The 22,955-nt window shown below is 70.2% G+C and carries 15 protein-coding genes and 1 pseudogene; 9 read left to right on the top strand and 7 right to left on the bottom strand.

Annotated features, from left to right (window positions below):
* Positions 1-38 precede the first annotated feature (38 nt).
* A complete protein-coding gene (locus ACGFWE_RS22355) occupies positions 39-797 on the bottom strand; it encodes a PaaX family transcriptional regulator C-terminal domain-containing protein (RefSeq protein ID WP_393601184.1) in 759 nt (252 codons plus the stop codon).
* Positions 798-872: 75 nt separating this feature from the next.
* Between ACGFWE_RS22355 and ACGFWE_RS22350 the strand changes: the two genes are divergently transcribed.
* Positions 873-2,531 carry an acyl-CoA dehydrogenase family protein gene (locus tag ACGFWE_RS22350; RefSeq protein WP_393601956.1) on the top strand — a complete coding sequence of 553 codons (1,659 nt, stop codon included), beginning with the start codon at positions 873-875 and terminating at the stop codon, positions 2,529-2,531.
* 299 nt (positions 2,532-2,830) lie between these two features.
* Here ACGFWE_RS22350 and ACGFWE_RS22345 read toward each other — a convergent pair whose 3' ends face one another.
* The gene (locus ACGFWE_RS22345; RefSeq protein WP_393601182.1) at positions 2,831-3,418 is read right to left on the bottom strand and encodes a hypothetical protein; all 588 of its coding nucleotides are present in this window, start codon (positions 3,416-3,418) and stop codon (positions 2,831-2,833) included.
* Between the two features lie 228 nt (positions 3,419-3,646).
* Between ACGFWE_RS22345 and ACGFWE_RS22340 the strand changes: the two genes are divergently transcribed.
* On the top strand, positions 3,647-4,789 hold the full coding sequence (locus ACGFWE_RS22340) for a WD40/YVTN/BNR-like repeat-containing protein (protein ID WP_393601180.1): 1,143 nt from the start codon (positions 3,647-3,649) through the stop codon (positions 4,787-4,789).
* 109 nt (positions 4,790-4,898) lie between these two features.
* Here ACGFWE_RS22340 and ACGFWE_RS22335 read toward each other — a convergent pair.
* Positions 4,899-5,052, bottom strand: a pseudogene (locus tag ACGFWE_RS22335) (class II fructose-bisphosphate aldolase); the annotation flags it as partial.
* Positions 5,053-5,250: 198 nt separating this feature from the next.
* On the opposite strand from ACGFWE_RS22335, the gene ACGFWE_RS22330 reads away from it, so the two are divergent.
* A complete protein-coding gene (locus ACGFWE_RS22330; RefSeq protein ID WP_352386595.1) occupies positions 5,251-6,039 on the top strand; it encodes a DeoR/GlpR family DNA-binding transcription regulator in 789 nt (262 codons plus the stop codon).
* Positions 6,040-6,100: 61 nt separating this feature from the next.
* Here ACGFWE_RS22330 and ACGFWE_RS22325 read toward each other — a convergent pair whose 3' ends face one another.
* The 4 genes from ACGFWE_RS22325 to ACGFWE_RS22310 are packed head-to-tail and all read right to left on the bottom strand — an operon-like array spanning position 6,101 to position 9,234.
* Complete coding sequence (locus tag ACGFWE_RS22325) at positions 6,101-6,928, bottom strand: carbohydrate ABC transporter permease (protein WP_393601178.1); 828 nt, start codon at positions 6,926-6,928, stop codon at positions 6,101-6,103.
* Positions 6,929-6,984: 56 nt separating this feature from the next.
* Positions 6,985-7,950 (bottom strand): carbohydrate ABC transporter permease, encoded by a 966-nt coding sequence (locus ACGFWE_RS22320; protein ID WP_393601176.1) that lies wholly within the window; start codon positions 7,948-7,950, stop codon positions 6,985-6,987.
* Positions 7,951-7,955: 5 nt separating this feature from the next.
* On the bottom strand, positions 7,956-9,014 hold the full coding sequence (locus ACGFWE_RS22315; protein WP_393601174.1) for an extracellular solute-binding protein: 1,059 nt from the start codon (positions 9,012-9,014) through the stop codon (positions 7,956-7,958).
* 46 nt (positions 9,015-9,060) lie between these two features.
* Entirely contained in the window at positions 9,061-9,234 is a 174-nt protein-coding gene (locus tag ACGFWE_RS22310) for a hypothetical protein (protein ID WP_393601172.1), read from the bottom strand.
* Between the two features lie 173 nt (positions 9,235-9,407).
* Between ACGFWE_RS22310 and ACGFWE_RS22305 the strand changes: the two genes are divergently transcribed.
* The 6 genes from ACGFWE_RS22305 to ACGFWE_RS22280 all read left to right on the top strand — a co-directional run bounded on the left by ACGFWE_RS22305 (position 9,408) and on the right by ACGFWE_RS22280 (position 22,948).
* Positions 9,408-10,307, top strand: a complete 900-nt coding sequence (locus tag ACGFWE_RS22305) for an SIS domain-containing protein (RefSeq protein ID WP_393601170.1) — start codon at positions 9,408-9,410, stop codon at positions 10,305-10,307.
* Between the two features lie 414 nt (positions 10,308-10,721).
* Positions 10,722-13,697 (top strand): TIM-barrel domain-containing protein, encoded by a 2,976-nt coding sequence (locus tag ACGFWE_RS22300; RefSeq protein ID WP_393601954.1) that lies wholly within the window; start codon positions 10,722-10,724, stop codon positions 13,695-13,697.
* A 102-nt stretch (positions 13,698-13,799) separates the two neighbouring features.
* Entirely contained in the window at positions 13,800-15,668 is a 1,869-nt protein-coding gene (locus ACGFWE_RS22295; RefSeq protein ID WP_393601168.1) for a glycoside hydrolase domain-containing protein, read from the top strand.
* Positions 15,665-19,315, top strand: a complete 3,651-nt coding sequence (locus ACGFWE_RS22290; protein WP_393601166.1) for a beta-galactosidase — start codon at positions 15,665-15,667, stop codon at positions 19,313-19,315. The genes ACGFWE_RS22295 and ACGFWE_RS22290 overlap by 4 nt, the downstream gene beginning before the upstream one ends.
* A 255-nt stretch (positions 19,316-19,570) precedes the next feature.
* A complete protein-coding gene (locus ACGFWE_RS22285) occupies positions 19,571-20,791 on the top strand; it encodes an SGNH/GDSL hydrolase family protein (protein WP_393601164.1) in 1,221 nt (406 codons plus the stop codon).
* A 9-nt stretch (positions 20,792-20,800) separates the two neighbouring features.
* Complete coding sequence (locus ACGFWE_RS22280) at positions 20,801-22,948, top strand: GDSL-type esterase/lipase family protein (RefSeq protein WP_393601162.1); 2,148 nt, start codon at positions 20,801-20,803, stop codon at positions 22,946-22,948.
* Positions 22,949-22,955: the final 7 nt, after the last annotated feature.

The following is a 22,955-nucleotide window of genomic DNA, read 5'->3' as shown; positions in this document are numbered from 1 at the left end:
CGAAGCGTCCCCGCACGGCGCTTCGCACGGCCGCCGTGTCATGTGCGGAGCTGGTGCTGGGGCACGGTGTCCGCCAGTTCCCGCTGATAGGCCGCGTACGCGGAGCGCAATCGCGCGCCCGGCCAGTCGGGCGGCAGGAGGCCGGGCGGCAGCACCGGATCGGTCAGCAGCTGCCGTACGACCGCCGCGAAGCCGGTGAGCCGGTCCGCGGGCCGGTCCGCGCGGGCGACATGGACGAGCAGCGCCCGGGAGTCGGCCGCCCAGCCGTCGAGGGGCCACAACGCGGCGGCCAGCTCGGGGCCGGAACCGTCCGGGCGGGCCGTGTAGCGCTGGGCGACCCCGTCGAGGCCGTCCGGGAGCGGTCGCAGCAGGTTGGCGGGGCGCAGCCAGACGCCCTCGCGGAGTTCGGCGAGCCGCAGGGCGGTCAGCCGGGCGCGCAGCTCGGCGCGTTCGGCCGGTCCACGGCCCGTCGCGGTGATCACGACCATCTCCCAGTCGCCGTTCCACGCGCGCGTGCGAGGGTGCACGGAGTCGTCCTGACGGCGCTGACGGGCCAGCAGCCGGTCACTGAGGCCGTAGACGGTGTCGGCGCGCCGCAGGTCGCCGGCGCTGACCATCCGGCTGAGCGCGGCACGCAGCGTGGACCCGCCCACCCCGAACGGCTCCACCGCGCGGACCAGGTCCTTCACCGCCATCTCCGGCGGATGCGCGCCGAGCAGCAGGCTCAGCACGACCGACCGGGCGGACAGCGGCCGCAGGTCGATCTCGCCGGGCTCCTCCGACACGTTCCTCCGCATGGTCACGTACTGTACGACCGCCTTCTTCTTGTTGCACTATTGCTACGATTGAAGGCGAAGTGCAACATGGACTCCATGGTCTCCCTCCCCGCGCCCGGTCACGCCGCCGCGACCCACGCCGTCACCAACCAGCCCCCTCCCCTGGCCCCCTACGACGCCTCCGACGACCCCGTCCTGCTGGAGGGGCTGCGCCGCGAGGGCGCCGACTGGGCCGAGGAGGGGCTGAGGCGGCTCGGTCTGCGGGCCGGCAGTGCCGAGGCCCAGGAGTGGGCGGACCAGGCCAACCGGCACGAGCCGGTGCTGCGCACGCACGACCGGTACGGCAATCGGGTCGACGAGGTCGACTTCCATCCGAGCTGGCACCACCTGATGCGGACCGCCGTCGCCGAGGGCCTGGCCGGCACACCGTGGGCGGAGGACCGTACCGGCGCCCATGTCGCACGCACGGCGGGCGGCCTGGTGTGGGGACACACGGACGCGGGCCACGGCTGTCCGACATCGATGACGTACGCGGCGATCCCGGCGCTGCGCAGGGAGCCCGAGCTGGCGAAGGTCTACGAGCCGCTGCTGACCGGCCGCGAGTACGAGCCGGAGCTCAGGGTGCCGACCGAGAAGCGGGGCCTGCTCGCCGGCATGGGGATGACCGAGAAGCAGGGCGGCTCCGACGTCCGGACGAACACCACGACGGCCACCCCCACCGCGGAGCCCGGCGTGTACACGCTGCGCGGGCACAAGTGGTTCACGTCGGCGCCGATATGCGATGTGTTCCTGGTGCTGGCGCAGGCGCCCGGCGGGCTGTCGTGCTTCCTCGTCCCGCGCGTCCTGCCGGACGGCAGCCGCAACACCTTCCGCATCCAGCGCCTCAAGGACAAGCTCGGCAACCGGTCGAACGCCTCCTCCGAGCCCGAGTTCGACGGGACGGTGGCCTGGCTGGTCGGACCCGAGGGCCAGGGCGTCAAGACGATCATCGAGATGGTCAACTGCACGAGGCTGGACTGCGTGATGATGTCGGCGACCCTGATGCGCAGGACCCTCGTCGAGGCGGGTCACCACGCCCGGCACCGCAGCGCGTTCGGCGCCCGGCTGATCGACCAGCCGCTGATGCGCAACGTCCTGGCCGACCTGGCACTGGAGTCCGAGGCCGCCACCACCCTCACGCTACGGCTGGCGGGCGCCGCCGACCGGGCCGTGCGCGGGGACACCGGCGAGCAGGCGTTCCGCCGTATCGCCACCGCGGTCGGCAAGTACTGGGTCACCAAGCGGGGTCCGGCCTTCACGGCCGAGGCCCTGGAGTGCCTCGGCGGCAACGGCTACGTGGAGGACTCCGGCATGCCCCGGCACTACCGGGAGGCACCCCTGCTGTCGATCTGGGAGGGGTCCGGGAACGTCAACGCCCTCGACGTCCTGCGGGCGTTGCGCCGGGAGCCGGACACCGCTCAGGCGCTGTTCGGCGAACTCGCCCTGGCCCAGGGGGCGGACGCCCGCCTGGACACGGCCGTCACCCGCCTCAAGGACCTGCTGGTAACGGCGTCCGAGGCGGGTGCGCGCCGACTGGTGGAGTACATGGCCCTGACACTCCAAGCATCCCTCCTGGTCCGGCACGCCCCGCCGGCGGTCGCCGACGCGTTCTGCGCGAGCCGGCTCGGCGGCGACTGGGGGCACGCCTTCGGCACGCTGCCCGACGCCGCGGACCTGGACGCGATCCTCGGGAGGGCGCTGCCCGGCGGCGACTGAGGCCGTGCCGGGGCGGTTCTGCTCGCGCTGATGGTGAGCGGGCAGGTCGCGGACCGATCCCCGACGAACCGGCCCGTCTGCCAGGCCTGTTGCGGGAGCGCTGCGCACCGGAGCGGGACGACCGGGTCCTTGACATCCTGACCGAGAGCCTGGGCCCTTTTTCGTACGGCGGTACCCCGAGAGCCTGGGCCTTTTCGTACGGCGGTACCCCGGGCACGCGTCCGGGGGGCTGGAGTTGCCGACGGCACTGAGCACCGCGCCGTAACGTCGTTCGCTCCACGCGGCCCCGCCCGCCGGTGCTACCTCCCGTCGGCGCGCCTCCCGCCCCACAACGGGCCGAAGTGCGCCCAGTCCGTGTCCCACTGGTCGAGGCGGCGGCGCTCCATGCGACCGCGGAGGACGCGGCCACCCACGAAGGGGACGGCCGCGGTACTGAGGCCCACCAGCGCGCCGATCATCCCGGCGCGGATCCGGGCCTGGCCCTCGGTGGCGGGCTGGGTCATCAGGCGGCCATGGGCATCGGTCCAGACGGTGACCGGAGTGCCCTGGGCACTGCCGGGATCGACGCGTACCTGCCCCTTGTGCGGCGAGCCGTCGGCCCCGGTCCAGGCCACCTCGCCCCACACCCGTTCACCGCTCGACGTGCCCGGATCGGCCGTGCCCGGCGCCTGGTCGGCGAGGCGGGCCACGACGGGCCGCCACTCGACGCGCTCCAGCGCCAACTGGTGCTCGACCGCCCGGCTCACCCCCAGACCGGCGAGCACCCCGGCCACCACGGTGAGCAGCCAGGCACCGAGCACGACCCACGCCTCGAGGGCGTCGGCGCGGCGTCGGAGCGGATTGCGCCGCCAGCGCCACAGCCAGACCTTCGGACCACGGAACGCCATCGAAGGCATCCTCCTCATGAGCGACGGGCGCACGAACATGCCGGACCGACCTCCCATACGGGAGATCCCCCGTCGATGCTCACGGCTCACGGCGAGTTCTCCGTCACGACGGTTCCACCAGCCTCCCCTCGCCGCCGGCATCTTGCCGAAAGCCGCCCGTCAATCGCCGGGGCCGGTTACCATCCCGGCCCTGACCTGCGGTGAAGCCTTTTCCGGAGGTGACTGTCAGTGGCGGGGTGCAGACTGGCCGGTGTCTGGGACAAAGACGTCACGGAGGTGATCGGTATGGCCGAGAAGCTGCTTGCCGTAGGGACGCGCAAGGGCCTGTTCATCGGGCGCGAGCGCGGCGGCACCTGGGAGTTCGACGAGAGCCCGTACTTCAACGCGCAGGCCGTGTACTCGGTGGCGATCGACACCCGGGGTGAGCGTCCGCGGTTGCTGGCCGGCGGTGACAGCGCGCACTGGGGGCCGTCGGTGTTCCACTCCGACGACCTGGGCCGCACCTGGGCGGAGCCGGCCCAGCCCGCTGTGAAGTTCCCGAAGGACACCGGGGCCTCCCTGGAGCGGGTCTGGCAGCTGCACCCGGCGGCGGCCGAGCCGGACGTGGTGTACGCGGGCACGGAACCGGCCGCGTTGTACCGCTCCGAGGACCGCGGGGAGAGTTTCGAGCTGGTCCGGCCCCTGTGGGAGCATCCGACCCGCTCGAAGTGGGTCCCGGGCGGCGGCGGTGAGGGTCTGCACACCGTGCTGACCGACAAGCGGGACCCGCGTGCGGTGACGGTGGCCGTCTCCACGGCGGGGGTGTTCCGCACCAGGGACGGCGGCGCGAGCTGGGAGCCGTCCAACTCCGGTGTCTCCGCGGTGTTCCTGCCCGACCCGAACCCGGAGTTCGGCCAGTGCGTGCACAAGGTCGCACGGGACGCGGCCGACCCCGACCGGCTGTACCTCCAGAACCACTGGGGTGTGTACAGAAGCGACGACGCGGGGGCGCACTGGACGGACATCGGCGAGGGGCTGCCGTCCACCTTCGGCTTCGCGGCGGTCGCCCATCCCCACCGCGGTGAGACGGCGTATGTGTTCCCGATCAACGCCGACGCGGACCGCGTCCCGGCCGGTCGCCGATGCCGGGTCTACCGCACGGCGGACGCGGGCAGGAGCTGGGAACCGCTCACTTCGGGTCTGCCGCAGGAGGACCATTACGGCACCGTGCTGCGGGACGCGATGTGCACGGACGACGCGGACCCGGCCGGCGTCTACTTCGGCAACCGCAACGGCGAGGTGTACGCCTCGGCCGACGACGGCGACAGCTGGCGGCAGCTGGCCTCACATCTGCCGGACGTGCTGTGCGTGCGGGCGGCGGTGGTCGGATGAGCCAACAGACCTTGGGGAGGTAGGGGGACCGATTGTCGGAACCCGTCCCCCAACCCCTTCCCGACAGGGTCTGCAGCGCCGAGGTCACGGCGGCGGCCATCGCGTGGCGCATCGCGTGCGAGCCGCCGACCGCGACAGCCAGTGCGCCGATCCCGGTGGCGGACACGAACTCGCGCGCCTGGTCGGGGTCCGTCCGTGCGTGTCGGGGGCGTGTGCACTCCGTCCTTTCCGCCGATCTCGCCGAGTTCCGCCTCCACCCACAGATTCTGGGTGTTCTCCCACTGCGCCGCCGCAGCGCGCCGAGGGCCCGTCCGTCCCGGCGGGCGAAGTTCTCCACCGCCGGTGGTGCGAAAAGTGCAGAGCATTGCTTGTTTGACGGTCATAAAACACCCAATCAAGCACTGTGGTTTCATGGTGCTGCGCACATCGCGGCGCATCCCACCGACAGGGAGTTGTGAGACATGGCGGCACCGCAGGCCCGGTGGAGCGCGCTGCTGGAGATGCTGACGCGCGACGGGCGGATCGAAGTCGAGCCGGCTGCCGAGGAGTTGGGTGTCTCCGCCGCGACCATCAGGCGTGACCTCGACGAGCTGGCCCGCCAGCAGATGGTCACTCGCACACACGGCGGAGCCGTGCTCAACGCGGTCGCCTACGACCTGCCGCTGCGCTACAAGGCCGCGCGCAACGCTCCCGAGAAGGAACGGATCGCGCACGCGGCCGCCGCCCTGGTGAAGGCCGGTGCCGTGGTGGGGCTGAACGGCGGCACCACGACCACCGAGGTCGCGCGGGCGCTGGCCACCCGCGCGGACCTGAGTTCCGGCGGCGCGGAGACGGCGGTCACCGTGGTGACCAACGCGCTGAACATCGCCAACGAGCTGGTCGTACGGCGCCACGTCAAGCTGGTGGTGACCGGCGGGGTGGCACGGCCGGCGTCCTACGAGCTGATCGGACCGCTGGCCACGGAACTGCTCGCGGAGATCGCGCTGGACCAGGTCTTCATCGGCGTGGACGCCATCGATGTGGCCCACGGGGCGACCGCCCACCACGAGGGCGAGGCCAGCATCAACCGGGCCCTGGCCCGCCGCGCGCAGCAGGTCGTCGCGGTCGCCGACTCCACCAAACTGAACAAACGGGCCTTCGCCCGGATCTGCCCGGTGACCGACATCGACGTCCTGGTGACCGACAAGGCCGCCTCCGACGAACTGACCGAGTCGTTCACGTCGGCCGGCGTGGAGGTCATCCGCGCCTGACACCGCGCCGCTCCCGTACCGGCCCCCCGCGACGGCCCCGGCCGCGACGCCGATCCCGGCGTCACCCCCGCACACCGCCCGCTGTCAGGCCGGCGACGAGGTAGCGCTCCACGAAGACGAACAGCACCACGACGGGCACGATCGCGACGATCGAGGTGGCGAACAGGTACTGCCACTGCTCGTGGTACGAGGTGACGAAGCCGGGGATCGCCCTGGTCAGGGTCATCCGGTTGCCGGACGAGGTGATCGTGAGCGCCACCACGTACTCGTTCCACGCGCCGATGAAGGTGTAGACGAGCGCGGTCACCACGCCGGGCATCGCGAGCGGCAGGATGACACGGGTGAGGGCGCCGAACCGCCCGGTGCCGTCGAGCCAGGCCGCCTCCTCCAGTTCCTTGGGGATGCTCGCGAAGTACGCGTTGAGGATCCACACGCAGAACGGCAGGTTGAACGCCGCGTTCACCAGGATGAGTCCCTCGGCGGTGTCGGTCAGGTCGAGGCTGACCATCTCCCGGTAGATGCCGACCAGGAGCGCGGTCGGCGCGAACATCTGGGTGACGAGGACGAGGATCAGGAAGGCGCCGCGCCCACGGAAGCGGTGCCGTGCGGTGTAGTACGCGGCGGGCAGTCCGACGGCCAGGGCGAGCAGGGTCGACGCCCCGGCGACGTACAGCGAGAACAGCAGCGCGTCCCCGACGCGCGGGTCGGCGAGCGACCAGATCTGCGTGAAGTTCGACCACTGCCAGTGCGAGGGCAGATAGGACGGCGGGGACTCCATCAGTTCGGGCGTCGGTTTGAGCGCCGTCAGCAGCATTTCCGCGTAGGGCGCGAGAAACGCGAGCGCCACCAGCCAGCCGGCGGCGGTGAGCAGGACGGTGCGCAGTTTCATCGGTCGTGGCCGCCTCCTGGGCGGCGTGGAGGTGCGGGGACTGACGGCGGTTCTGCTCACGCGGTGTCCTCCTGTCGGCGGACGACGCGCAGATAGACCAGCACCACGGCGAGGACCAGCCCGAAGTTGACGACGGCCATGGCGGCCGACTCCCCCACCGACTGGTTGTCGAAGGCGAGTTTGTACAGGTAGGTGGTGGTCGTGTCGGTGCTGAAGCCGGGGCCGCCGCGCGTCATGGCCCAGATGATGGGGAACGAGTTGAACACGTTGATGACGTTGATGATCGCGGCGACCACCAGCGAGGGCCGCAGCAGCGGCAGGGTGATGCTCCGGTAGGCGCGGACCGGTCCGGCGCCGTCCACCCGCGCCGCCTCGTAGACCTCGCCGGGGATGCTCTGCACACCGGCCAGCAGGACGAACGAGGTGAACGGCAGCGAGACGAACACCGCCACGCCCATCATCGCCGCGAGTGCCTGCCCGGGATGGGCCAGCCAGTTGACGGGGGCGTCGAGCAGCCCGATGTCCATGAGCAGCCGGTTGATCACGCCGTAGAAGTTGTTGAGCATCCAGCGCCAGATGAGCGCCGTCATCAGCACGGACGAGGCCCAGGGCACGATCATCGCCCACCGCACCAGCCGGCGCCCGGGGAAGCTCGCGTTGAGCAGTTGGGCCAGGCCGAGGGAGACCAGGATCGTGACCGCGACGACCCCGATGACCCACACGACGGTGCGCAGCAGCACTCCGGGCAGGTCGCCCTCGGCGAACAGGTCGGTGTAGTTGCGAAGGCCGGCGAATCCCTCGGACAGGCCTGTGGAGCTCACCTTCGTCAGGGACGTCCGGATCATCTCGATGATCGGCCAGACGACCATGGTCAGGATGAGGAGGGTCGCGGGCCCGAGCCACAACAGGGGCTCGAGCGCGCGCCATGACCTGCGACGGCGGCGCGGCGGGGGCGGCGCCGGCGCCACCGGGGCCGGGTCTTCCGTCCCGGTGGCGCTTGCGGTGACATCGTGTACGGCCACCGACGTCAGTCGCCCTTCTGCGCGGTCTTCTGGATCTCGCCCAGGACCTTCGCCGGGTCACCGCCCGCCACCCCGCTGCCGATGCGCTGTTTCACCGCGCCGTCGACCGCGGCCCAGGCCGGATCGTCGGTGGGAGCGAACTCGGCGCTGGAGAGGGCGTCGACGAACGGCTTGTAGTAGGCGGCGTTCCGGCTGTCGGAGCTGAGCACCTGACCGGCCGACGCGGTGACCGACAGGAACCCCTCGGTGGAGATGAACTCGGCGGCGTTCTCCTTCTGGTAGAAGAAGTCGAGGAACTTCTTCACCGCCGCCTTGTTCGAGCCGTCGCTCTTCTTGAACGCGACGAGGTAGTCCTGCACGCCGAGCGTCTTGTGGGTGCTGCCGTCCTTGCTGGGCAGCGCCGCGACGCCGTAGTTGAGTTTGGCGTCGACCGGGTCGATGAAGCCCTTCCGCATGAAGACCGCGCCGTTGAGCATGCCGATCTTGCCCTGGGCGAACTGGTTGAAGACGTCTTTGCGGTTGGTGGCCTCCGGGTTGGGCTGGGTGACCTTTTCCTTCGTCAGTTTCCGCAGATAGCTGAGCGTGTCGACGTTGGCCTGCTGGTCGATCGCCCACTTGCCCGAAGTGTCGGTCCAGCCACCGCCGTTGTTCATCGCCCAGATCTGGAACTCGGCCTGCGCCTCCTCGGGGCCCAGGGGCAGCCCGAGGCCGATGTAACCGGTCTTCTTGATCTTCTTGGCGTCGGCCTCGACCTCGGCCCACGTGGACGGCGGCTCGGCTATGCCCGCCTTGGCGAAGATGTCCTTGTTGTAGAAGAACAGGCGCGCGCTGGAGATGAACGGCAGGCCGTACTGGGCCCCCTTGTACTGCGCCTTCTGCCGGAACAGCGGAAGGAAGTCGGCCAGCACCTTGGGGGAGACGACGTCCTGTGCCTTGTGGACCAGGCCGTCGCGGGCGAAGTCGGAGAACTTGTTGTAGTTGAGGATGTCGGGTTCCTGCTTGGTCTGGACGTACGTCTTGACCTTGGAGTCCATCTGCTCCCAGTCGACGACTTCGAGGTTCACCCGGTAGCCGGGGTTGGCCTTTTCGAAGTCCTTGATCAGCGCGGTCCTAGGCCCGGGTGTCGTCGTCGTACTTCGCCGCGACGAACCTGATCGTCCTGCCGTCGGATCCACCGCTGTCCGAGGAGCTGCCCTTGCCGCAGCCGGTGAGGGCCAGTGCCAGGGACGTGACCCCGGCGAGGCCCGCGAGGTGCCGTTTCACGGAGTACCTCTCCGCACGCATGGCGTGCTTGGTCAAGCGCGTGCTCGCCTGATTGCGCGCCCGCTTGCTTGTTTATGCTCGATTATTGGTGCTATCAATCATCGAACGTCATGATGCTCAATCAAACGCGCACGCTGTCAAGGGCCGTCGCATCACGTATCTGTCACGCCGTGCGCCCGAGAGGGGAGTCCCCGATGAGTCGGACCGACATCGAGATCGCCACCCAGCCCGACTGCTGGCGGCAGGCCGTGGCGCTGGCCCGGAGGCCCGACGGTCCCGTCTCCACCTCGCTGCCCAGGCCCGGCGAGCGGGTGGCCGTCGTCGGCTGCGGGACGTCCTGGTTCATCGCCCAGGCATACGCGGCACTGCGGGAATCGGGCAGCCACGGCGAGACCGACGCCTTCCCCGCCTCCGAGATGCCGACCGGGCGGACCTACGACCGGGTGGTCGCGCTGACCCGGTCCGGCACCACGACCGAAGTGCTGGAGCTGCTCGACCGACTGCGCGGGCACACCCCCACGACCGCGGTGACCGCGGTGCCTCAGTCGCCGGTGACGGGGCCGGCGGACGCCGTCGTCGTCCTCGACTTCGCCGACGAGACCTCGGTCGTGCAGACCCGGTTCGCCAGCACCGAACTGGTGCTCCTGCGAGCCCACTTGGGCGAGGACCTGGACCATCTGCCGCAGCAAGGGCGCTCCGCGCTGGACGAACCGCTGCCGGCCGGGGTGCTGGAGGCCGAGCAGTGCACCTTCCTGGGGCAGGGCTGGGCCTACGGGATCGCCCAGGAGGCGGCGCTGAAGATGCGCGAGGCGGCGGGCGCCTGGACCGAGGCGTACCCGGTGATGGAATACCGGCACGGCCCGATCAGCGTCACCGCTCCCGGCCGCGTGGCGTGGTGGTTCGGAGACCCGGCGGACCTACCGTCCGGCCTCGCCGACGACATCGCGGAAACCGGCGGGCAGTTGGTGGCACTCGGCCGGGATCCGCTGGCGGATCTCGTCGTGGTGCACCGGCTGGCCTCCGCCCTCGCCTCGGCACGCGGGCTGGACCCGGACAATCCGCGCCATCTGACCCGTTCCGTGATCCTGGCCTGACCGGGCGTTCCCCGCGAGGATCCCGGAAGTCGCAGAATTTACCCGCCTGTTACAAGCGGTTTTCGGGTCCGCCGAGGCCGGTCGGCGGGCTCCGGGACCGACCGCCACCAGGGACAACAGCCGCTCCACGACAGCCCTCGGGGCACCCGGGGCGCCCGGTGCCCCGCCTGTTGACAGCTGGCGATTCCCGCAAGAGCATGTGCGAAATCCATCTGAATCTTGCATCTGTACGCAGAGTCAAGCAGACCTCAACCTGGCGGGCACCGCGTCATTCCGTGACTGTGCGCTCCGCACGCCACCGGCACCACGCACCGCCACTCCTGAGCCACCGTCCTGTCCGACAGGAGGACACGAGTGCACGCCCGATCGAGCAGTCCCGGCGGCCTGTTGCTCGCTGCCGCACTGACCGCCGCCATGCTGATGGCGCCCGTCACCGGTTCCACCGCAGCGGCAACGGCCTCCGCCCGCCCCAGCACCGCCACCATCACCGGCGGACCGAAGGTCGTCGCCACCGCGCACGCCGTCACGGTCTCCGTGCCGGCCTCCGCCGGCGCCCCCGGCTACGCCCTCGACGTGGCCACCGACGAACTCGCCCTGACCACGCGCAGCGCCGGGAAGACCGTGCTCGCCACCACCTCCGGCGACACCGGCGCCCTGCGCTTCGCGACGGCCGACGGCACCTGGCAGCACGCGACCGGCGTCACCGACTGGACGTGGAAGAACGGCGTCCTCACCGTCACCGCCGACAGCACGCTCGCCGGCGCCACGGTGGAGGCCCGGATCATCCCCGGCGCCGACCGCTACCAGCTCGACTGGGACGTCCGAGGCGGCGCTCCGAAGCAGCTGGGACTCACCTACGACCTGTCGTCGGCCGGCCATTGGTACGGCCACGGCGAGGCCGAGACCCCACAGGGCGGTCCCGGCACCGACCAGCCCTGGCCGCTGGACGCCGGCGAGGTCGACCACAAGACCTTCGGCCCGGCGTCGTACCACATGATCGACCCGTTCTGGTACACCTCCAGGTCGACCGGTCTGCGCGTCGACACCGGGAACGTCATGGACGTGGCGCTCAACAAGGGCAAGGACGGCCTCGGCAGCTTCGTCGTCGAGTCGCCCGACACCTACAAGGCCACCGTGTTCGTCGAGTCGACCCCCCTGGCGGTCTACCGCGACTACATCGGCATCGTCGGCAAGCCCACCAAGTCGGACGCCCCGTACGAGCAGTACGCCAAGCCGCTGTGGAATTCCTGGGCGCAGTTCTACACCAAGGTCGACCAGGAGAAACTGCTCGACTACGCCACCGACCTCCACGACAACGGGCTCGACGGGCACACCATCCAGCTCGACGACAAGTGGGAGTCGAACTACGGCAATCTGACCTGGGATCCCAAGACCTTCCCCGACCCCAAGGGCCTCTCCAAGAAGATCCACGACATGGGGTTCGACTTCGGCGTCTGGGTCACCCTGTGGATCAACCTGGACTCCGCCAACTACCAGTACGCGGTCGACCACGGCTATCTGCTCATGGACGCCGAGGACAAGACCAAGCCGTGCGACGTGACCTGGTGGAACGGCGAGGCGGGGATCATCGACCTGGCCAACCCCGAGGCCAAGGCGTGGTACGAGGGCAATCTCAAGTCGCTCATGGACACGTACGACATCGACGGGCTGAAGTTCGACACGCGCTTCTTCGACGAGAGGTGCGCACCGCGCGAGGGATCCCAGGTCACGGACTACCAGAAGCTGGGCACTCAGCTCGCCGACGAGTTCGACCTCCAGGGCGCCGGCATCCGCGTGCACTGGAACAAGACGGCCCACGAGGCCGGCTTCGTCACCCGTCAGGTCGACAAGGGCACCGGCTGGGACTCGTTGCGCGCCTCCGCCTCCCAGAACCTGGCGATCTCCACCATCGGCTACCCGTTCGTCGAGTCCGACATGATCGGCGGCTCCGGCGGCCAGCCCGCACCGACGAAGGACGTGCTGGTGCGGTGGGCGCAGTCCGCCTCGCTGATGCCGCTGATGTACGCCTCGACCTCCCCGGTGGACACCAACGACACCACCACCGGGCAGAAGGTGGACTACGACCAGGAGACGGTGGACCTCTACCGGCAGGCGATCAAGACGCACGAGAAGCTCGCCCCCTACATCTGGGACCAGGTGCAGAGCACCCTGAAGACCGGCGATCCGATCATGCGGCCCCTGTTCTTCGACTTCCCGAAGGACGAGGCGAGTTACACGGTCGCCGACGAGTGGATGCTCGGCCCGGCCGTGCTGGCGGCGCCGAAGCTGAGCACCGGCGCCACCCGTTCCGTCCATCTGCCGCCGGGCACCTGGTACGACGCGAACCAGGGCACGGTGATCCGCGGACCCAAGACCCTCAAGGGGTACGCGGCGCCGCTCGGTGTCACCCCGGCCTTCGTCAACCTCAAGGCCAAGGGTGCCGTCAAGGCCATCAAGGCGCTCAAGCGCGACGACGCGCCGGCCGCATCCGTCCTGATCACCCCGGACGCCCCGGCCACCGACGCGGGCAAGCCGTTCGAGGTGACCACCGAGGTGACCAACTGGAGCACGGGGACCATCAAGAGCGTCAAGGCGGCCCTGAACCTTCCCGAGGGCTGGAGCGCCAAGGTGACCGGCCCGACCACCGCGAAGTCCCTCAGGAACGGCGCCACCCTCACCACCACCTGGACGGTGACCCCGGCCGAGGACGCCCGTTGGGGCAGCCACACCCTCACCGGCACCGCCACCTACACCGGATCCAAGGGCTCGACGAAGGTGTCCGACACCGTGCAGGCGCAGGTAAAGGCCGCTCCGGGCAGCGTGCAAGCGCCGTACCTGACGGCCGACACCACCTCCGAGGAGCCTCAATACGCCCAGGCCGGCGACCAGTTCGCCATCTGGGCGGGCGGTCAGGACCTGTCCGGCTGGAAGGACGAGAAGGGCGTCATCTACCGCGACGACGCGGCCGGCGAAAAAGCCACCGTGCAGGCCCGGTTGGTCTCCCAGAACAGCGCCTCACCGGTCGGCAAGGCGGGCATCGCCCTCGCCAACGACCTCACCGCACCGGAGAAGGGCGGTTACGCGGTGCTGATCATGACCCAGAGCTACGGACTGGAGTTCATGACCGACAGCAACGGTGACGGGAAGCTCGACACCTGGGCGGGCGGCGGCGCCACTTACCACCCGGCGTATCTCAAGCTGACACGGGACGGCACCACCTACACCGCGTACGCCGGCAAGGACGGCCAGACCTGGTCGCAGGTCGGCACCGCCGAGGTGCCGTCGGCCGCAGGCACCGAGGACGCCGGGATGGTCGCCAGTGCGGCCAACGTCAACTATCCCGGCCAGGACATCGAAGCCGTCTTCAGCGGATTCACCGTCACCTCCTGACCCACCGGTATCACCCTCCCGGTTTCCCGGCAGGCCCTTCCTCCCCTGAGGCCCTGCCGGGGGCCACTCCCCGCACCTCCGTGAGAGAGGGACCCCACCCCCATGGCACGTACGTCCTCACTCGCCGCCGGCTTCGTCGCCGGCGTCGTCGTGGCCGCGAGCACCACCGCGATCGCCGTCACCGGTGCGGCGACCACCAGCACCGACCTCAACTCCAAGGCCACCACCACCTGGCTGACCGTCAAGGTCGCCGACGCCATGGGCACCAAGGACACCATCACCTGGGTTCCCACCGGCTCCTTCGCCGGCTCCGCGGAGGAGCGGGTCCCGCGCTATCCGATGACTCCCATCCAGGGCAAGGACACCAAGGAGCTCAAGCTCTCCGCCGTGCGCAACGAGCAGATCTCGGCGCAGCTGGCGATCGCCTCGGGCAAGAACCTCGACGACGTCAAGGCCGTGGTCGGTGATCTCACCGGGCCCGGCGGGGCGAAGCTGTCCGGCGGCGACACCCAGGTCCGGTTCGTGAAGTACGTGCCGGTGCAGCGTTCCAAGAGCGAGGTCGACTGGTCCGCCACCATCGACCAGGTCAGCTCCGGCAGGGAGGTGTCCGGCGACCGAAACCCGGACGTGGTCGGCGACCCGCTGGAGGACCGGGACGCGGTGGACGTGCCCGCGTACGCGGCGCAGCCGCTGTGGTTCACCTTCCACATCCCCAAGACGGCCAAACCGGGCACCTACACCGGCACGGTCAAGGTCAACGCCGACGGCCGCACCCAGAGCACGTACCCGCTGACCATCGAGGTCGCGGACGCGAGTGTGCCCGACCCGAAGGACTACAGCTTCTTCCTCGACGTATGGGCCCAGCCGGAGACGATCGCCAAGAACCACGGCGTCAAGCTCTGGTCGGACGAGCACTGGAAGCTGATCGACACGTACGACCGCGACCTGGCCTCGCGCGGCCAGAAGGTCATCAACACCACCATCGTCGACAACCCGTGGCACCACCAGTGGTCGCTCGGCACCCGGGAGTCGCAGACCGCGACGCCGTACACCAGCATGGTGGGCTGGGCCTGGAACGGAAAGACGTTCTCCTTCGACTTCAGCCGCTGGGACAAGTACGTCCGGACCGCCAGGCGCGCCGGGCTCGGGCCCGACATCGGCGCCTTCTCCATGCTGGCCTTCCAGGACCAGGAACACCTCACCTACACCGACACCACCACCGGAAAGACGGTCTACCAGAACGTCGATCTGGGCGGCGCCCGCTGGCGTCAGGCGTGGGGAGCCTTCCTCCCCGCCTTCGAGAAGCACGTGAAGGCGAAGGGCTGGCTGAACCACACCTGGCTGTCCTTCGACGAGCGGCCCATCGACACCATGACGGTCGTCAAGAACTTCGTCCACGAGGTCGCGCCGGCCTTCGACGACCGCATCTCCGTGGCAGGTTCGATCAACACCGAAGGCGTCGCGTCCAACCTGTCCGTCGACTGGGGCGGCATCGACGCGATGACGAAGGAGAAGGTCGAGGAGCGGCGCAAGGCCGGCAAGATCACGACCTTCTACGTGTACGGCTCGCCGGCCCACCCGAACACGCTGTCCTACTCCCCCGCCGTCGAGTCGCGGATGCTGCCCTGGATCTCCGCCCAGCGGGATCTGGACGGCTTCCTGCGCTGGTCGTACAACAGCTGGACCAGCGATCCCTTCAAGCAGCCGGTGCACATCTTCACGCAGGGCGACGAGTACCTGGTCTACCCGGGCAAGGACGGCCCGATGTCCAGCATCCGCTGGGAGCAGCTGAAGGAGGGCATCGAGGACTACGAACTCATCGCCCAGCTGCGGAAGAAGGACGGCGGCACCGACAGCGACGCGCTGACCGAGGCGCTCACGACGGCGACGAGGAACCTCGACGGCCGGACGAAGGACGTGGGCGACATCGAGACCGCGCGGGCGGCAGTCGTGAAGGGGCTGACGTCATGAGGGTGAAGTGGAAGGCATTGCTGCTCGCCACGGCCCTGACTGTCATGCCTCTGACCGGCACAGCGATCGCCGCGGCACCGGTCCAGGCAGAGCCGGAGGCAGCCGAGGCCCCGCACACCGTCACCTACGACCAGTACTCCGTGCGGGTCGACGGCAAGCCCCTCTACCTCTGGGGCGCCGAGTTCCACTACTTCCGGCTGCCCAGCCCCGACGCGTGGCGCGACGTCCTGCAGAAGATCAAGGCGGGCGGATTCAACGCGGTCTCGCTCTACTTCGACTGGGGTTACCACTCCTCCAAGCCGGGCTCGTACGACTTCACCGGGACCCGTGACGTGGAGCGGCTGCTCGACGAGGCCGAGCGCGCGGGCCTGTATGTGATCGCCCGGCCGGGCCCGTACATCAACGCGGAGGTCTCCGGCGGCGGCATGCCCGCCTGGCGGTCGACCCAGGCCGGCGTGAACCGCACCTCCGAGCCGGAGTACCTGAAGGCGGCCCGGGAGTGGATGAGCCGGATCAACCCGATCATCGCGCGCCACCAACTCACGCGCGGCACAGGCTCGGTGATTCTGTATCAGGTCGAGAACGAGTACCAGGGCGGCCGCCATGACGCCGACTACATGCAGACCCTGATCGACTGGGCGAAGGAGGACGGCATCGATGTGCCCACCTTCGTCAACGACGGCGGCGCGAACCAGAACTGGGTGAGCGGCAAGGGCGCCCCGGACATCTACGGCTTCGACGCCTACCCACAGGGCTTCGACTGCAAGGACCCCGACACCTGGAAGAACCTGCCCGACTATTCGTACGTCAACGACTGGAAGCCCCAGTCCCCGCTGATCATCCCGGAGGCACAGGGCGGCGCCTTCGACCCCTGGGGCGGCACCGGATACCAGGACTGCGCGAAGCTCACCGGCGCCGACTTCACCCGGGTGTTCAGCAAGATGAACATCGCGGCCGGGGTGAGCGGCCAGTCCTTCTACATGACGTACGGCGGCACCAACTGGGGCTGGCTCGCCGACCCCAACGCGGTCTACACGTCGTACGACTACGGGGCTCCGATCAACGAGTCCCGCCAACCGACCGACAAGTACCAGGAGTTCAAGCGCCTCGGGTACATGGTCGACTCGGTGACCTCACTGGCGCGCACCGACAAGGCCGAGGCGCCCACTCCTTCCGACGACGCCCTGCGCATCGACCGGCGCGTCAACCCCGACGACGGCACACAGTTCTTCACCGTGCGGCATGCCGACACCCGCGCGAAGGACAAGGACGAGACAACCATGTCGCTGAAGGGTGCGGACGGTGACTACCCGCGCGTACCCCAGCAGGGCGCCATCACCGTCGACGGCCGGGACGCCAAACTCCTCGTCGCGGGTTATGACTTGGGTGAGAACCAGCGGCTCGTCTACTCCACCTCGGAGATCATGACGCACGCCGAGATCGGCGGCCGGGAGGTGGCGCTGCTCTACGGGCGTGCGGGCGAGGCCGGCGAGACCGTGCTGCGGTACGCCGAGCGGCCCGAGATCAAGGTCCTCGACGGAGATGTCACCACCGCCTGGGACGCCGCACGCGGTGACCTGCGCCTGAACTACACGCACAAGGGCCTGGCCCGGGTGCTGGTGAACGGCATGGAACTGCTGATCGCCGACACCGCCGAGACAGCCCACTGGTGGCGGCAGGACACCGCGGCGGGCCCGGTCCTGGTACGGGGGCCGTCCCTGGTCCGTACGGCCGAACAGGCGGGCCGCACGCTGAAGTTGACCGGCGACTCCACCAAGGCCGCGAAGATCGAGGTCATCGCGGACGCCAAGAAGATCACCTGGAACGGGAGCAAGGTCGCCGTCACCCAGGCACCGCGCCCGGTCCGGCTGCCCGCACTGACGACGTGGAAGTACAGGGAGGAGGCACCGGAGGCCACTCCCGGCTTCGACGACTCCGCCTGGACCACCGCCGATCACCTGACCGCCAACAACGCAGCGCTCGAAGGGTCGTTGCCGGTCCTCGCGATGGACGAGTACGGCTTCCATCACGGCAACGTCTGGTACCGCGGCCGGTTCAGGAGCACGGGTGCAGCCACCGCGCTCGCGCTCGACGCCAAGACCGGCAACACGGGCCAGTACGCGGTCTGGCTCAACGGCCACTACCTCGGCAGCTCCGGCGACGGCGCGCACTCCTTCGACATCCCGGCGAACACCCTGAAGGCCGACGGGGACAACGTCCTCTCCGTCCTCGTGGAGAACGCGGGCCACAACGAGGAATGGGGACACGACTACTCCAAGGAGCCGCGCGGTCTGCTCTCCGCCGAGGTGATCGGCGGGGCCTCCACCCTCACGTGGAAGATCCAGGGCAACCGGGGCGGCGAGGACCCGGTGGACCGCGCACGGGGGCCGTACAACAACGGCGGGTTGTACGGGGAGCGGGCCGGCTGGTCGCTGCCGGGCTACCCCGACGGCGGCTGGAAGAGCACCACCCTCTCGCAGCAGACCAAGAACACCGGTCCCGGCGTGCGCTGGTACCGCACCTCCGCCCGGCTCGACCTCCCGCAGGACCAGGACAACGCGCTCGCACTGGACCTGGCCGAACCCCCAGGCGGCAGCACCGGCTATCGCGCCGAGATCTTCGTGAACGGCTGGCTGATCGGCCGCTACCTGCCGGACACCGGACCCCAGACACGGTTCGTCATCCCCAGGGGCCTCCTGCGCGAGCAGGGCAGCAACACGATCGCCCTGGCCGTGTGGTCCACCGAGGCCGGCGCGGGCCCGGGCTCGGCGAAGCTCGTCGACCTGGGCGCGGCGGCGGGCGGGATCAAGGTCGGTACGGTGGTGGCGCCCTCGTACGACGCCAAGACCTACGCGATGCCGACCTCGGGTGCCCGGGTCACCGTCGACGCCGAGCCGTTCCTGGCCACCGGCACCGCGACCAAGGTTCCCGTCACCCTCAGCGTGCCGAAGAACGCGCCGACGGCCTCGAATGTCGAGCTTGCGCTGAAGGTTCCGGACGGCTGGACCGCGACCACCGACGACAGGACCCGTTTCGGCCGGGTCCGGCCCGGCGACACGGTGACAGCGGACTACACCGTGACCCCGCCCGGCGATCCCGTCCACTACGCCGTCCTGTCCGCGACCGCCCAGCTCACCCAGCCGGGCCGTCCGGCCACGGTCACCGGTGTACGGGCCGTGCAGGTGCCGCCGCCGGGACTGTCCGCCGAGGCCTATGTCAGCGACTTGACCCTGGTCAAGGCGGTCAACGGCTGGGGTCCGGTGGAGAAGGACACCTCCAACGGGGAGGACGCGGCGGGTGACGGTCGTCCCCTCGGCATCGGCGGCACCACCTACACCAAGGGCCTCGGCGTGCACGCGAACAGCCAGGTCCGGGTCTATCTCGGCGGTGGCTGCACCCGCTTCACCGCGACCGCCGGGGTGGACGACGAGGTCGGCGACGGCGGCAGCGTCTCCTTCCGGGTGGTCGCCGACGGCCGTTCGCTCGCCACAACTCCTGTTGTGCGCGGCTCCGACGGCGGCACCGGCATCGACGTGGACGTGACCGGCGCCCGGTGGCTGGACCTGTCGGTCGACGGGGACGGCGATGTCTCCTCGGACCACGCCGACTGGGCCGACGCCAGGCTGAGCTGCGGTGGCGGTGCGTGATGGTCCCTACGTGGAGACGAACTCTCAATCGCGGCTCGACGGCGCTGGTGCCGGCCATCCGGCTGCTCGGTACGACATCGGTGCCCGCCGACTCAGCGGCGGTCGCCTTCGCGACACCCGCTGACCAACTGCGCATCGCCACGGACCGGTTGGCCGTCAGGTCACCCTCAGCACCCGTGACGGCAACACGTTGCGCGTCACCGCCGCGACCGACCTGCCGGGTGCGCACCGGCGCGGAACAGTAGGGGGCGTCAGATGCACGGGACACGCGGCAGGCCGGCGGCTCTGCTCCTGGCGGTCTCGGCCGTCGTGGCCGGGACGGTGGCACCCGCCGAGGCCGGTCAGCAGGGGGGCGGGCGGGGCTGGACGGGGACCTGGGCGACGGCGGCCAGTGAGCACTACGAGGTCTCGGGAATGTCCGAGGTGACGGTACGGATGCCGGTGCGCACCAGCGTCGGCGGCTCGGCCGTACGCATCCGGCTGACCAACGCCTACGCCACCGACCCGGTGACGATCGGGCACGCGACCGTGGGCCTGCGCGATGGCGGCTCCGCCGTGGCCCGCCCGTACGACCTGCGGTTCGATGGGAAGCGCGCGGTCACCGTCCCGGCGGGTGGCCAGGCCGTCAGCGACCCGGTCCGGCTCGCCGTGCCTGCCCTGGCCGACCTGGTCGTCAGTCTGCATCTGCCCGGCCAGGTCACGCACATCACCGATCACTGGTGGGCGCAGCAGACCGTGTACTGGACGGACTACGGGGCGGGCGACCACGCCGCCGACACCTCCGGTGACGCCTACACCTGGACCACGACGAGCTGGCCGTTCCTCAGCGGTGTCGAGGTGACCGCGCCGAGGGCCGGGGCGGTGGTGGCGCTCGGCGACTCGATCACCGACGGGTCCTACTCGACGGCCGACACCAACCGGCGCTGGCCCGACCTGCTGTCCGCCCGCCTCAACGCCTGCCGGCCCGGCGCCGGAGTGCTCAACGCGGGTATCACCGGCAACCGGATCACCGCCGGGACCGGGACCAACCCCTCGGCGCTCGACCGGCTCGAACGGGATGTGCTCTCCCAGCCGGGCGCGCGGACCCTGATCCTCTTCGAGGGCATCAACGACCTCGGCGGGGCGAGCGCCGAGCAGATCATCGCCGGGATGACGGAGATCGCCGCCCGGGCGCACCGGCGCGGGATGCGGGTCGTCGGCGCCACGATCACGCCGTACAAGGACTTCACGTGGGGCGGCTGGAGCGCGGAGACGGAGGCGCGGAGACAGCAGGTCAACGCGTTCGTCCGGGATTCCGGCCGGGTCTTCGACAACTACGCCGACTTCGACCGGGCGGTCCGGGATCCGGCTGATCCGCAGCGGCTGGGCGCGGCGTACGACTCCGGTGACCATCTGCATCCCAATGACGCCGGGATGAAGGCATTCGCCGACTCCATCGATCTGACGTCGCTCGGCCTCGGCCGCGGCTGTTCCTGAGGAGGAACCGTGTCCGGACGGCTCGAACACTGGTGGGGGCATCGAAGATTCGCTGTCCTGGCCACGGCGTTGGTGGGCATTGTTGCTGCCCTGCTTCCGGCGGTGCCGGTCGCGGCCGAGACCACACAGCAGGGTTGGACGGGGACTTGGGCGGCCGCCCAGCACACCGCGTACGACCCGGGCACCTCGGAGGTGACGGTGCGGATACCGGTGCGGGTGAGCGCCGGCGGGTCGAGCATACGCATCCGCCTGACCAACGGCTTCACCACTGAGCCGGTGACGATCGGGCACGCGACCGTGGGCCTTCGCGATGGCGGCTCCACCGTCACGAGACCGCGGCAGGTGCGGTTCGGCGGAAAGCCCGAGGTGACGATCCCTGCTGGTGGTCAGGTGGCCGGCGATCGGGTCCGGCTCACCGTGCCCGCCCGCAGCGACTTGGTCGTCAGCCTGTACTTCCCCGGCCGGCTCACCCATGTCAGCCAGCACTGGATGGGCCTGCAGACGGTCTACTGGACGCCCGACGGAGGCGGCGACCACGCCTCGGACGCCGACGGGGACGCCTTCACCAGGACCGACTCCACCTTCCCGTTCCTGACCGGTGTCGACGTACGGGGCGGCAGCGCGGCGGGCTCTGTGGTGGCGCTCGGCGACTCCATCACCGACGGCGCGGCCTCCACCTCGGACGCCGACCGGCGCTGGCCCGACTACCTGGCGGGGCGCCTGTCGGCCTGCTCGACCACGGCCGGAGTGCTGAACGAGGGCATCAGCGGCAACCGGATCACGGCCGGCGTCGACGGCAACCCGTCCGCGCTGGACCGGCTGGAGCGCGATGTGCTCTCGCAGCCGGGCGCCCGGACCGTGGTCCTGTTCGAGGGCGTCAACGACCTCAGCTGGGGCGGTGCCACGGGCGATCAGGTGATCGACGGCATGAAGGAGATCGTGCGCCGCGCCCACGCCCGCGGGCTGCGCGTGATCGGCGCGACCGTCGTGCCGTATCGCGGCTGGGGCGACTGGTGGACCGAGGCCAAGGAGGCGGACCGGCAGCGGGTCAACACGTTCGTCCGCGACGGCGGCGTCTTCGACGGCTACGCCGACTTCGACAAGGCCGTAAGGGACCCGGACGATCCGACCCGCTACGCCGCCGCGTTCGACTCCGGTGACCATCTGCACCCCAACGACACCGGGATGAAGGCGTTCGCCGACGCGATCGACCTCGCCGGGCTGCGGGTGGCCCGCGGCTGCCCCTCGGCCCGCGTCCGGCTCACGCCGTATCGGCCGATGCTGCAAGCGGGCGGCGAGGGCACGGAGATCACGTCGACCGTCACCAACGCCGGCCCCAGGGCGGTCACTCGGGTCAGCACCCGCCTCGACCTCCCCGACGGCTGGTCCGCCGAACCGGTCGGCGGCACGCGCACCCGCTCCCTCGCCCCGGGCGACAGCGCCACCGTCACCTGGACGGTGACCCCCGCGGCCGACACCACTTGGGGCACCCACGAGATCGGCGTACGTACCTCCTTCGTCCAGGACGGCCGTACCCGGCGCGACTCCGACAGCGTCGACGCGACGGTGACCCCCGCTCCGTCCGAGGTCCGGGCGCCGTACCTGACGACCGCCACCACCACCGAGAAGGCCCAATACGCCCAGAACGGGGACCAGTTCGCCATCTGGGCGGGCGGCCAGGACCTGTCCGGCTGGAAGGACGAGAAGGCGGCGGTCTACCTCGCGGACGCGGCGCCGCCGTCCGGCACGGTGACCGCCCGGGTCGTCGGTCAGACCGGCAGCGGCCCGTCCGCCAAGGCGGGGATCGCCGTCGCCAACGACCTCACCGCCCCGGAGGCGGGCGGTTACGCGGTGCTCACCATGTCCGCGCAGTACGGCCTGGAGTTCCTGACCGACAGTGACGGCGACGGGAAGCTCGACACCTGGGCCGGGGGCGGCAGTTCGTACCACCCCGCTTGGCTCAAGCTCACCCGCGACGGCACCGCCTACACCGCGTACGCCAGTTCCGACGGCACCGCCTGGCAGCAGGTCGCCACCGCCACCGTGCCGTCCGCGAGCGGCACCGGTGACGCAGGTCTGGTCGCGAGCGCGGTCAACCTCGACTACCCCGGCCAGATCACCACAGCACTCTTCGACTCCTTCTCCACGCACGGCTGAGAGGCAC

This window comes from Streptomyces sp. NPDC048523, assembly GCF_043199815.1.
Lineage (GTDB): Bacteria > Actinomycetota > Actinomycetes > Streptomycetales > Streptomycetaceae > Streptomyces.
The sequence above is the reverse complement of the archived record's forward strand: the minus strand, read 5'-3'. Positions and strand labels throughout refer to the sequence as shown.